General features: G+C 60.1%; 10 protein-coding genes. 8 read left to right on the top strand and 2 right to left on the bottom strand.

The window, feature by feature from the left end:
- Positions 1 to 146: 146 nt before the first annotated feature.
- Positions 147 to 1,469, bottom strand: coding sequence for a xylose isomerase (gene xylA, locus R8871_RS08360; RefSeq protein ID WP_175049877.1), 1,323 nt, complete (start codon positions 1,467 to 1,469; stop codon positions 147 to 149).
- 279 nt (positions 1,470 to 1,748) lie between these two features.
- On the opposite strand from xylA, the gene R8871_RS08355 reads away from it, so the two are divergent.
- The 5 genes from R8871_RS08355 (at position 1,749) to R8871_RS08335 (ending at position 6,923) form a co-directional block, all read left to right on the top strand.
- Complete coding sequence (locus R8871_RS08355) at positions 1,749 to 2,966, top strand: XylR family transcriptional regulator (RefSeq protein WP_154558009.1); 1,218 nt, start codon at positions 1,749 to 1,751, stop codon at positions 2,964 to 2,966.
- A gap of 33 nt (positions 2,967 to 2,999) precedes the next feature.
- Entirely contained in the window at positions 3,000 to 4,085 is a 1,086-nt protein-coding gene (locus tag R8871_RS08350; RefSeq protein WP_175049876.1) for an aldose epimerase family protein, read from the top strand.
- Positions 4,086 to 4,258: 173 nt separating this feature from the next.
- Positions 4,259 to 4,549, top strand: a complete 291-nt coding sequence (locus R8871_RS08345; protein ID WP_175049875.1) for a DUF4148 domain-containing protein — start codon at positions 4,259 to 4,261, stop codon at positions 4,547 to 4,549.
- 808 nt (positions 4,550 to 5,357) lie between these two features.
- Positions 5,358 to 6,434, top strand: a complete 1,077-nt coding sequence (locus R8871_RS08340) for a polyamine ABC transporter substrate-binding protein (RefSeq protein WP_246287494.1) — start codon at positions 5,358 to 5,360, stop codon at positions 6,432 to 6,434.
- Positions 6,435 to 6,560: 126 nt separating this feature from the next.
- Complete coding sequence (locus R8871_RS08335; RefSeq protein WP_054040125.1) at positions 6,561 to 6,923, top strand: cupin domain-containing protein; 363 nt, start codon at positions 6,561 to 6,563, stop codon at positions 6,921 to 6,923.
- Positions 6,924 to 6,964: 41 nt separating this feature from the next.
- Here the strand turns inward: R8871_RS08335 and R8871_RS08330 are convergent, their stop codons facing one another.
- Complete coding sequence (locus tag R8871_RS08330) at positions 6,965 to 7,900, bottom strand: LysR family transcriptional regulator (protein WP_175049873.1); 936 nt, start codon at positions 7,898 to 7,900, stop codon at positions 6,965 to 6,967.
- Between the two features lie 183 nt (positions 7,901 to 8,083).
- Between R8871_RS08330 and R8871_RS08325 the strand changes: the two genes are divergently transcribed.
- From R8871_RS08325 to R8871_RS08315, 3 genes are read left to right on the top strand one after another with little or no spacing between them, the layout of a single operon-like run.
- Entirely contained in the window at positions 8,084 to 9,184 is a 1,101-nt protein-coding gene (locus tag R8871_RS08325; RefSeq protein WP_175049872.1) for a porin, read from the top strand.
- Between the two features lie 59 nt (positions 9,185 to 9,243).
- Positions 9,244 to 10,674, top strand: coding sequence for a carboxylesterase family protein (locus R8871_RS08320; RefSeq protein ID WP_175049871.1), 1,431 nt, complete (start codon positions 9,244 to 9,246; stop codon positions 10,672 to 10,674).
- 57 nt (positions 10,675 to 10,731) lie between these two features.
- Positions 10,732 to 12,006 (top strand): MFS transporter, encoded by a 1,275-nt coding sequence (locus tag R8871_RS08315; protein ID WP_175049870.1) that lies wholly within the window; start codon positions 10,732 to 10,734, stop codon positions 12,004 to 12,006.
- Positions 12,007 to 12,013 lie beyond the last annotated feature (7 nt).

Genomic DNA, 12,013 nt, shown 5'->3' with positions numbered 1-12,013 from the left:
ACCGGATTGGACGGTCTGCGCTGCGAGCCGCAGAACCGGACAAGCGACAACCCAAAGCTTCTTTTATTCGCGCGGTCAACGTGGCCGCGCGGTTTTTATGTCTTACTGCATGCCCTTTTTCGAGCGGTTACTTCATGACTGCCTTTTTAGCGCCGGCTGTAAATCGCCTGATTCACAACGTTTTCCAGTTGCTCCTGTCTGCCGCTCGCGTGCTGCGGATTCAGGCCGCGCGTCAATGCATCCGTTGCCAGTGTCGAAAGCGAATAGTCGCCTTTCAGAATCTTGCGGCCGAACTCTGATTCCCAGCCCGCGTAACGCTGACGCCTGAACGCTTCGAGCCGGTCGTTTTCGATCAGTGTCGCTGCACGTTCAACGGCGAGCGCCAGGTTATCGATTGCACCGATGTGGCCAAAGAACAGATCTTCCGCATCGACGCTCTGCCGCCGCACCTTTGCGTCGAAGTTCATGCCGCCGGTGGTGAAGCCGCCGTGCTTGAGGATTTCGTAGAAAGCCAGCGTCAGTTCTTCGACGCTGTTCGGAAACTGGTCCGTGTCCCAGCCGTTCTGTTGATCGCCGCGATTCGCATCGACGCTGCCGAAAATACCTAGCGCGTAGGCGGTGGCGATCTCGTGATGGAACGAGTGACCGGCAAGCGTCGCGTGATTGGCTTCGATGTTCACGCGAATCTCTTTCTCCAACCCGTATTGCAGCAGGAAACCGTGTACGGTCGCCACGTCATAGTCGAATTGATGCTTGGTCGGCTCCTGCGGTTTCGGCTCGATCAGCAATGCGCCTTTGAAGCCGATCTTGTGCTTGTGCTCGACCACCATATGCAGGAAACGGGCAAGCTGATCACGTTCGCGTACGAGATCGGTGTTGAGCAATGTGTCGTAGCCTTCGCGGCCGCCCCACAGCACATAATTTTCGCCACCCAGCATTTGGGTCGCGTCGAGCGCGTGGCGAACCTGCGTCGCAGCAAACGCGAAAATCTCGGGATCAGGACTGGTCGCCGCACCTGCTGCGTAACGCGGATGCGAGAACAGATTGGCCGTGCCCCACAGCAGTTTGACGCCGGTATCCTGCTGCTTGCGCGCCAGATAGTCGGCGATGCGAGTGAAGTTCTCGCTATAGGTCTTCAGGCTGTCGCCTTCCGGTGCAACGTCGGTATCGTGAAAGGTGTAATACGGCGTGCCGAGCTTCGAGAAGAATTCAAACGCGGAATCCGCCTTTTGCTGCGCCCGCTCCATTGCGTCGCCGGCTTGCTGCCATGGACGCCGAAACGTCCCTTGCCCGAAGATATCGACGCCCGGCCAGACAAACGTATGCCAGTAGCACACAGCGATGCGGAGATGTTCTTCGAGTGTCTTGCCGAGCACCCGCTTACTCTTGTCGTAATGGCGATACGCAAGCGGGTTATCCGATTGCGGGCCCTCGTAGCGGATCTCGGGAATGTGTTCGAAGTAGGACATCAGCGTCTCCTGTTTTATGCTGCACTGCAACCCGTGCGGCATCGCCGCGCCGGTCGACAAGGTGACGCCATGCTGCCGCTTGCAAGTTGCATCGGCAATTGCGAAATTGCGCAGCGTGCTTGATGTTTCTTACCGCCCATGCGTTTGTTTCACACCGGCGCGATGTTCGCGGCCTAGAATAACCAGACGCTTAAAAACGGTGCGGCCTTCAGAGCACACCCAACCGACAGGAGACGAATGGCGCTGCGAATCTTGACGATCCGCACGCCGCCGACTGCTATGACCCGTCCGCAAACGCCACAGACGACCCATCGGATCGCGCTGCTGTTCAACGCGAACAAGGTGTATGACCGCGAGATCATCACCGGCATCGGCAATTACCTGCTGTCGACGCGTGTAGCGTGGGATCTCTTCCTTGAAGAAGATTTCCGCTGCCGGTTGACGGGTATCGAGCGTTTCGACGGCGACGGCATCATCGCGGATTTCGACGATCCCGCTGTGGGTGAGGCGCTGCGAGATTGTCCGTTGCCGGTGGTGGCGGTCGGTTCATCGTTCGAAGATCCGGCGCACTACCCCCCGGATTTACCCTATATCGCAACGGATAACGCCAAGCTCGTTTCGCTTGCCTATACGCATCTGATCGGCGCGGGACTCGAACACTTCGCTTTGTATAGCCTGCCGCAAGCGCAGGAGAATCGCTGGGCGCAGCAACGTGAGTTGGCATTCGCTCACCTGCGCAGCACCGACGGCCATAGCGCCGAGCAGATCGGCACCGAGATCTATCGTGGCCTGTCGACCAGCGCGCCGTCGTGGAATCAGGCAACCGAGCAGCTCACCGCCTGGCTCGCCCAGTTGCCGAAGCCGGTCGGCATCATCGCCGTCACCGACGCCCGCGCGCGGCATCTGCTACAGGCCTGTTTGATCGCGGGTATTCCTGTGCCCGAAGAGGTGGCGATCATTGGCATCGACAACGATCCGCTTACGCGTACGCTGACCCGCATTCCGCTTTCCTCCGTGATTCAAGGCACCGAGGAAATGGGCCGCACCGCCGCTCACCTGTTGCATCAAATGCTGCACGGAGCGCGTTTTCCGGGGCGGCGCATTCTCGTGCCACCGGTCGGCATCAATGTGCTCGAATCGACGAAGCACCAGCCGCTCGCAAGTCCGTATGTGATGCGCGCACGGCACTTCATCCGCCAGTACGCGTGCCAGGGCATTCGCACGGAACAGGTTGCCGATTACGTGGGCGTGTCGAGATCGTCGCTCGAAGAGTACTTCCGGCGCGAACGGCAGTGCACCGTGCATCAGGAAATCCTGCGTCATAAACTCGATGTCGCGAAAGCCCTGCTGGCAAAGCGCGATGCGTCGAGTGCCGAGGTGGCGATCCGTTGCGGCTTCACGTCGCTGCAATACATGTACGCGGTGTTTCGCCGCGAACTCGGCTGTACGCCGCGCGAATACCAGGACCGCGTGAATTCGACCGCGACGCCAGGCTGAGCATGCCCTTCACCTTCTCTTTCCACCGACGACATGATCAGCATCGCGCCACTTTCTTCTGAGCCGTGGGGCACGCTGCCCGGCGGCGATCCTGTACGGCTCTTCACGCTGCGCAATGCGCACGGCATGAAAGTCGCCATCAGCGACCTGGGCGCGACGCTGGTCTCGTGGCATGCGCCGGACCGCGCGGGTCGTCTCGGCGACATTCTGCTCGGACACGACACGCCCGCCGAATACGTTGCGGCCACAACCTACATGGGCGGATTGATCGGCCGTTGGGCGAACCGTATTGCCGATGCGCGTTTCACACTCGACGGCATCGAGTACACGCTCGACCGCAACGAAGGCGCGAATCTGCTGCATGGCGGCACGCAGGGTTTTCATCGCGCGCTGTGGGACGTAAGCGAAGACAACGGTGCGCTGGTTATGCGTCTGGAATCGCCCGAGGGCGACGCCGGCTTTCCGGGCAACGTCACGGTGCAAGTGCGTTATACGCTCGACGACGACGGCACGTTGACGATCGCATACGAAGCGATCACAGACGCCCCAACGCCGCTCAACCTGACGAGCCATCCCTACTTCAACCTGACGGGCCGGCGGGAAGCTGACATTCGTGGACATGTGTTGTCGATCGATGCCGACCGGTTCTTCGAAGTCAATGCGTCGATGATTCCTTGCGAGCTTGCCGAAGTGGCAGGCAATGCGTTCGACTTCAGGCAGAGCGCCCCGATCGGCGCCCGGCTCGATTGGCCGCATGCTCAGCTTGCGAGGGCCGGTGGCTTCGATCACTGCTATGTGCTGCATGACGCGGCGGATGCCACGGTTGCCGGACGCGAATCGCAAGTACGCCCGGTTGCATGCGCCTATGACCCCGCCAGCGGACGCGAACTCACCGTCTCGACCGACCAGCGCGGCTTACAGTTCTACACCGGCAATTTCCTGAAGGGCGCCACGGGACGCGGCGGCATCGCCTACCAGGCATACTCGGGACTGTGCCTCGAAGCGGGCGGCTTTCCGAACGAAGTCAATATGGCTGAGCAGGAGCAGGTCATTGTGCGGCCCGGCAGCACCTATCGGCAGGTGACGGCGTACCGCGTAGGTGTACGTTCTGGAGTCTGAAACAATTCCTCATATGTTAGGAAGAGCATTACATAACGCCGACTTATCATTTGCTGCAAGACTGAATTACGGGTTTAGGGGTTTGCCCTAGATCACCCACTTCCTAGAATCCCTCCATAGGCTGCCGAACACATGTTGCGGCGCCGAATAAAACATCCTCGGAGGGACGCATCATGAAATCGCTGATCAAAGCAGTCGCAGTGGTCGTTGTTCTCGCAGCCCCGGTCGCTTCGTTCGCACAGTCCGAGCAGCCGCTGACCCGCGCGGAGGTCAAGGCGCAACTGATCCAGATTGAACAGGCTGGGTACAACCCCGCCACTGCGACCGACTCAACCTACCCCGCTGACATTCAGGCAGCCGAAGCACGCGTAGCCGCACAGCATGACGCCACGGGTTATGGCTCTTCGGCAAACGGCTCATCGCAAACCGGCACACCGATGCCCGCTGCGCCCGCAGGTCAATAAAACGCCAATGCTGTCTATCGCTGCATAGTTCGATGCGAGCGCATGCTTGTTGAAGCATGCGCTCGCATGAACGCGTTCCATTGCGCATGACCATGACAGCGCAGTGTCAGAAAATCCTTTGACGAAAATAATGGCTCATATATCCTAGGGCGGCAGTTTGGTGGTTCTCGCCGCGCGGTCGATCCGCATCAGCGAGGACTTCTACTCAACATCGCTTCGGGTTCCATCGTGAAAGTCCGTGGTCCATTGGTGAGATATCAGCCTGGTCGGGAAAGAACTTTCCTGTCCGGCTGTTCGATCGCTCATCAGGGGAGCAACTGCGCTTCGCCATCCCGCCCCCTGTCCATCGATACCGTGTTGTCGCGTCGCTCCGTCCGTCGACACAACGTCATTGCAGCACCCGCCGCTATCGGGGTGCGTACCGACGAAATCGCGTCGCTTCTGCCTTAGTCCCCCTTCTCTTTTCGCGAGCAAGTGTTGCATGCGATCACGCCGCTTTAACTAGCGGCTGAACGTGAGCAATGCGTTTGGCTGTCCGCGCTTTGCAAGCTGTCTTGCTGGCGTTGGCCGGCTTATATCGCTCGCCTCTCTGCGTCCCATTTAGCTCTGCTGTGCGCTTGCGCTGCGGCAGGCGGCGTCGCGTCCTTTATGCGTCCTTTATGCGTCCGCATTCGTGCAGAACGCAGGGACGTGTGGGTCGTCACGCTCGTGCATCGGCGCCTGCGCTACGGCGAAAACTGAAGATCGAAACCAAGGAGATAGTCGAATGAAGATCCGTCATGCCAAGCTTCTCTCGCTCACCGGCACGATGCTGTGCTCGTTGACCGCTTTAACTCCGATGAACGCTGCGCACGCAGCGGATACAACGATCAACGTCTACAACTGGTCGGACTACATCGCCAAAGACACGATTGCCGGCTTCGAAAAGCAATCCGGCATCACGGTGAAATACGACAGCTACGATAGCGACGACACGCTACAGGCGAAACTGCTGGCAGGCAGCTCCGGGTATGACATCGTTGTGCCCACATCGAGTTATATGGCGCGCCAGATCGAAGCCGGCGTGTATCAGAAGATCGACAAATCGAAGATGCCGAACCTCGCGAATCTCGATCCGGGTTTGATGAAACTGATTGCCGATGCGGACCCTGGCAATCAGTACGGCGTGCCCTGGGCGTGGGGCACGGACGGCGTCGGCTATAACGTTCAGGCCGTGAAAAAGGCGCTCGGCGCCGATGCGCCGGTTGATAGCTGGTCGCTGTTGTTCGACCCGCAGAATCTTTCGAAGCTGAAGAGCTGTGGTGTGTCTTTCCTCGACGCGGCGGCGGATGTGTTCCCGGCCGTGCTGCAGTACATGCATAAGGACCCGAACAGCACGAATCCCGGTGACTACCAAGCCGCATACGAAGTGCTGAAGAAAGTGCGGCCGTATATCACGCAGTTCAATTCGTCCGGCTACATCAACGATCTGGCGAACAACGATATCTGCGTGGCGTTGGGCTATTCGGGCGATGTGGGAATTGCGCGGCGACGTGCGTCGGAAGCGAAGCGTTCGTATGACGTGCGCTTCTCGAACATCAAGGATGCCGGCCTGCTCTGGATGGACGTGATGGTGATTCCGAAAGACGCCCCGCATCCGGAAGCGGCGATGAAGTGGATGAACTACATCGAAGATCCAAAGGTGAGCGCGGCAATTACGAACGAAGTGTTCTACCCGACTGCGAATCGCGCTGCGAGACAGTTCGTGACGCCGGCGATCGAGCAGGATGCGAATGTGTATCCGCCTGAAGCTGTGCTGAACAAGATGACGTTGATGCGGCCGCAGCCTGCGCCGATCATGCGGCTTGAAAACCGTCTGTGGGCGCAGTTGAAGTCGGGGAGTTGAGTTCGGTTTAGCTCGTGTAGTCTGCTGACGGTAGGTGTCACCTTTTGAGCGTGGCGCATGCAGTGGGTGTGTGCGCTACGCCCTTTTTGAAGCTTTGATTTTTAACTCTGTTTGCATCGAGCCACTATGAGCATTCTGAATATTGTAGATTTTGCGCAGCCTGCCAAAGAAAGCGTTGAGTACATGCCGAAGGCGGAAGCGGTGCTTGCCGGCAATCCTTCGCAGCTTGTTCACACACATTTTGCCAGCCCATGCGGGCAGCTCGCGGCGGGCGTTTGGGAAGGAGCTTGCGGACAATGGACGGTGAATTTCACCGAGAGTGAGTATTGCGAGATTCTCGAGGGCGTGTCCGTGATTCGGGATGCGGATGGGACCAGCAAGACTGTGCGGGCCGGGGACCGGTTTTTGATTCCGGCGGGGTTTAAGGGGACGTGGGAAGTGGTTGAGCCGTGTAAGAAGATTTTTGTTTCGGTGGAGTTTAAAGCGTAGGTCGCGCTGGTGCTGCTTTCAGGTTTCGCTGCCGTCAGCACCTAGCTTGCGCCTTCCTCGCAAATCACCTTGAGCTGGGTGACGAACTTTTCGGCTACCTCCCGCCCCGGGCGATCCTCCCGCCAGATGGCTGAGAGCGGGAGCGTTCCAAACGGGGGGGCGTAACCGATCTTACGCAATCCATACATGGCGCCGACTTCGTCGACCGCAAATCCCGGTAATACCGCAATCGCATCCGTTTGCGCGCAGATCGCGAGATTGATCGTGTAGACATGCGAGTAAATCACGCGATGCGGCAACGGTACTCGTGCGGCGTCCAGCGCGCCACGCAAATTGTTCAGTAGCACGCTCGGTCCTTCCGGCAGAAACCACGGGAATGCAGCCATTTCCTCGAGCGTGACGGTCTTGCCGGCGAGCGGATGATGCACACGTCCAACGAATGCGGGACCGCCATCGTGGACCAACGGTTCGGTTCGGAGACCGGGGCGGTTGAGGTCGTTCCATCGACCGATCACCAGGTCCACGTCACCCGCGTCGAGTTCAGACAGCAATTGCTCCATCGACGCCTGCCGCAGCGTCAGCCCCACGCGCGGCGCCACTTTCCCGAACACGTCGACACAGCGGGACAGCGCTTCCCACCAGCCCACCGGCGTAAACACGCCGATCGTCAGCTTGCCCGACTCGCCTCTGGCCAAGGCGTCGCACTCGTCTTCCGCACGATCCAGGTCGGCCATCACCTTGGCGCTGTAGCGCATCAACACTTCACCCTGCAAAGTGGCGCGCGAGCCAAACGGTGTGCGTTCGAACAATTGCGTGCCCATCAGCGTTTCCGCCTCGGTCAGCGCCTTTGAAATCGCGGACTGGCTAAGCGCCAGTTGCTCACTCGCTTTTTGCAGACTCCCGGTGCGCCCGATCTCGTAGATCACCGAAAGGTGCCGCATTTTCAGACGCCCCACACGTTTTCTGGTGTCTTCCATTCGGTGTTTTCCCGGGCATGACGTTTCTTCATGTCCCTTGCCGGTTAATTCGTTTTTTTGGCGTGCCAAGTGCCAGCAGACTTGAGTTCAAGCCGCGCCCAGTTCCGCCGGGAGCAGAACATCGAACCGATTATATCGGCAAGCGTGCGGTGGCCGAATCAACCTTTTTCGAGCGGGGAATCAGTGGAAAAACAACGGACATTCGGCAAATGCTCCACGGCAATGGCCGTCGCATTCGCCTTGGGCGCAACCCACGCCGGCGCGCAAAGCAGCGTGCAACTTGGCGGTCTGGTTGGCGCCGGTCTGAACTACGCGACCAATGTCGGAGGCAGTGCATCGACCTATATGAGCCCCGCCGGCGTGTTGCGGCCGAACGTGTTCTTTCTGCGCGGCACCGAGGACCTCGGCGGCGACCTGAAGTCGGTTTTTTTGCTCTCGACAATGTTCAACATTGCGAACGGCACCAACGTCGGCGGTAGCGGTTCGCTGTTTTCTCGCGAGTCCTACGTCGGTTTGTCGGACCAGTGGGGCACGCTCACGGCGGGTTCACACCGCGACTTCATGTTCGACCTGTCCGTTGACGGCTACAGCGGCGCTTATTACGCGGGTATCGTCGGCGCCCATCAGGGACCGTTTGCCGGCTTCGGCGTGCCGTACGGCGGCGGTGGCGACATGGACTTCGACCGCATCAATGGTGAAGCGCTCAATAACAGCGTGAAGTTCACCTCGGCCAACTTCAACGGCCTGACGTTTGGCGCGATGTACGGTTTCGGCGGTCTGGCAGGCCGGTTCGGTGCGGACTCGTCGAGCAGTTTTGGCGCGAATTACTCCAATGCGTTATTCGGGGTGGGCGCCGCCTACACGATGGCCAAATACACGCAACTGAACAATGGCAACGACGGTATCCGCAATATCGGCATCGGCGCCAATATCCGCCCCGCGCCGTGGAAGCTGGCAGCGCTCGCAACCTGGACCAAAAATACGGCAACAGGTGGGCAGATCGCCGCCTACGACGCAACGGTCGGCTTCGACTTCACCCCCGCGGTCGGCGCGAGCCTGACTTACACCTACATGGACGGCAACGAGGTACTGCAGAACAAACATGCGCAGAGCCTCGCGGGCACTCTCAATTACAACTTCTCCCGGCGCACCACGGTTTATGTGGAAGTCATCGCGCAACGCGCTACGGGTCCCGGTGCCAGAGCACAGATCAACGGCACACCGGGTGCATCGAGCTCCGGTAACCAGGTCATTACCTCATTAGGTATCCAGACAGTATTTTAGGCGACCGATCGCTTCTGCTTCTTTCCCACTTTCTCTGACAATCAAACAGATCAATAACCATGGAACATCTCTCCAGTCAGGCCGCACCCGTTGTTGAAACCCGCTCGGGCAAGGTCCGCGGCCAGGTAAGCGACGGCGTCGAAATCTGGCTTGGCGTGCCTTACGGCGCGGCCACCGGTGAACTCGGTCCGTTCGCCGAGGTCGGCACGGCGCCCGCGTGGGACGGCACGCTCGACTGCGGCAGCTTGCCGGCCGTGTTCACGCAACCGCAAAGCCGACTCGCGGCCGTCATGGGCCCGGCCATCGATGCATATCCGCAATCCGATCAGGCCTTCACCGTCAACGTTTTCGTTCCGCCCAATGCGCAAGGACTCCCGGTGCTGGTGTTCGTGCACGGCGGCGGCTTCAGTTCAGGCGGCGGCACGCGCTGGTACGACGGTAGTACGTTGGCGCGCGACGGCAACATCGTCGTCGTGACCGTCAACTACCGGCTCGGCATCTGGGGCAACCTGTACGCACCAGACGCGCCCTCGAACAATACTGTGCGCGACGTGCTGGCCGCGTTGCGCTGGGTCGCCTCGAACATCAGTGCATTTGGCGGCGACGCGGCCAACGTTACGCTGTCGGGCCAGTCTGCCGGGGCCTTGCTGACCCGTTTGCTCACCTTGTGCACCGAGGCGAAGGGCCTGTTCAAGCGCGCGATCATGCTGAGTTGCCCAGGGCGTCTGGGTGCGGCGTCGGACGACATCGGCGACGCAACACGCCACGTCATGCAGATTCTCGGTGTGTCCGATGTCGCCGCGCTGGCACGGGAACCCTCTGCCCGCATCCTCGAAGCCGTCACGACGGCGACCCGTGAGCGCACCGTGCCGGGCTCAGTGGCGCCGATCTTTCGCCCCTACGCGGACGGTGTGCTGCTGCACGATTGGATGGACGATCTGGATACAGCTGCCGGGCACGCGCACTGCAATGAAATCATGGTTGGTTTCACGCGCGAAGAATTCACTTCGTTCCTCTGGCAACAGGCGGAGTCAATCAATCACGCACCCGACTCCGTCCTCGCCTGGTATCGGAATACACATGGCGCCGACGCCACGCTGCGATACCGCCAAGCGGCTTTGCACAGGACGGGCGCGACGCCTTATACCCAGTGGGTCGACGCTTTATCGGAAGAGATATTCGGGTTGCCCGCGATGGAGATAGCGAGCAGCTACGCGGGGCATGGGCAGGCATTCGCCTATCGCTTCGATTTGCAGACCCGGCAGCCTAATCTGTATGCGCCGCACTGTCTCGAACTGCCGTTCTTCTTCGGTAATCTCGCCGACTGGTTCGATGCGCCGATGCTCGAAGGTTTCAGCCGCGATGAGTTGCAGCCGCTCGCGTCACGCTTTAGCGCCAGCGTCACGAATTTCGTTCGCACCGGCAAACCGGGTCTCGGCGAGTGGCATGCGTTTTCCGACACGGCGCCATTCCTGATGTCGTTCGACTAAGAAGCCGCGTAGCCGCAGCGTGCATTACCTTCCACACCATACAAAAAGAGCGACATCATGAAACCTGCGTCACCTGCGCAAATCGCCTCGCCGCCATCGGCGGTCGACGCGAAGTTGTGGATCATCGGCCTTGTCTGCTTCTGCGTGATGGCGGTGGATGGCTTCGACACCGCGTCGATTGCCTACGTTGCGCCGACACTCGCTCGCGAATGGCACATATCACACGCGGCGCTGACGCCTGCCTTTCTCGCCACCAGTATCGGTGCGGTCATCGGCTATGTATCGAGTGGAGCGCTCGTGGCGCGCATGGGGCGGCGCCGTCTCATGGTGCTCGCCACGGTGGCGTTCGCGCTGCTGTCGCTCGGCACCGCGCTTGCCGGCTCCATCATCAGCATATCGGTCATGCGATTGGTCACTGCGGTGTGCCTCGGCTGGGTTGTGCCCGCTGCGATCTCCTGTACCGCCGACCATGCCGGCGAGCAATCCCGCGCCGCCGCAACCATTGCGGCCACAACGGGCTTATCAGCCGGTGCCGCGTTGGGCGGCGTGCTGGCATCGCTGTTGATTGCGCATCATGGCTGGCAGTCGGTTTTCATTGCAGGTGGCGCCCTGCCGCTTATGTTGCTGCCCTTCGTCTGGATCGCACTCGGCGGGACAGACAATCAGAAGGCGGACATCTCGGCAATATGCAAGGACACGCCCAATGCGCCGCAGTCATCGGGCATCGCCGCTTTGTTTCGGCACCGGCTAGCGCTGGGAACGGTCCTCATCTGGTCCATCGCGTTCCTCGCCTTTCTGGTGACCTATCAATTCATGTTCTGGATACCGACCTTGCTCGTGTCGTACGGATTTTCGCCAGCGAGCGCAGCGCTGGGCTCCACGGCTGGCGCAATCGGCGGTATTGCAGGGAATATGGTCTTGTTGCTATTTGTTGGGCGATACGGTGTGCAGCGCTCGCTTATCCTCACTGCATGCCTCGCGATAGGATGCATTGTGTGCCTCGGAGTCCTGAGCGTGGACCAAAGTACCGTGCTGTTGCTCATTGCCGGGGCGGGTGCTGGCACAACCAGTGCCTGCGTCGGGCAAGCCACACTCGCTGTCATGGCGTATCCGCCGGCGCTACGCCCCACCGGGGTTGGTTGCGCTGCCGCAGCGGGCCGCGTCGGCGCAGTAGTCGGGCCGGCAATCGGCGGCATTCTGCTCACGCTGGGGTTTTCGCCACAGCGAATCGTGTTGTTTAGCTGCTTGCCGATTTTCTTGATTATTGCGTTGCTCGCGATCTCGCAGGTCTACCAGCGGCGCTCGCCTGCTGGCCACGTACAGACGGATTGACCGCAGC

Source organism: Paraburkholderia sediminicola, assembly GCF_902859805.1.
In the GTDB taxonomy this organism is placed as follows: Bacteria; Pseudomonadota; Gammaproteobacteria; order Burkholderiales; family Burkholderiaceae; genus Paraburkholderia; species Paraburkholderia sediminicola.
This window is presented reverse-complemented; position numbering and strand designations above follow the sequence as displayed.

Coding starts and splice junctions, on each gene's coding strand:
- xylA (WP_175049877.1), bottom strand. CDS start 1,469: ATGTCCTACTTCGAACACATTCCCGAGATCCGCTACGAGGGCCCGCAA.
- R8871_RS08355 (WP_154558009.1), top strand. CDS start 1,749: ATGACCCGTCCGCAAACGCCACAGACGACCCATCGGATCGCGCTGCTG.
- R8871_RS08350 (WP_175049876.1), top strand. CDS start 3,000: ATGATCAGCATCGCGCCACTTTCTTCTGAGCCGTGGGGCACGCTGCCC.
- R8871_RS08345 (WP_175049875.1), top strand. CDS start 4,259: ATGAAATCGCTGATCAAAGCAGTCGCAGTGGTCGTTGTTCTCGCAGCC.
- R8871_RS08340 (WP_246287494.1), top strand. CDS start 5,358: ATGCTGTGCTCGTTGACCGCTTTAACTCCGATGAACGCTGCGCACGCA.
- R8871_RS08335 (WP_054040125.1), top strand. CDS start 6,561: ATGAGCATTCTGAATATTGTAGATTTTGCGCAGCCTGCCAAAGAAAGC.
- R8871_RS08330 (WP_175049873.1), bottom strand. CDS start 7,900: ATGGAAGACACCAGAAAACGTGTGGGGCGTCTGAAAATGCGGCACCTT.
- R8871_RS08320 (WP_175049871.1), top strand. CDS start 9,244: ATGGAACATCTCTCCAGTCAGGCCGCACCCGTTGTTGAAACCCGCTCG.
- R8871_RS08315 (WP_175049870.1), top strand. CDS start 10,732: ATGAAACCTGCGTCACCTGCGCAAATCGCCTCGCCGCCATCGGCGGTC.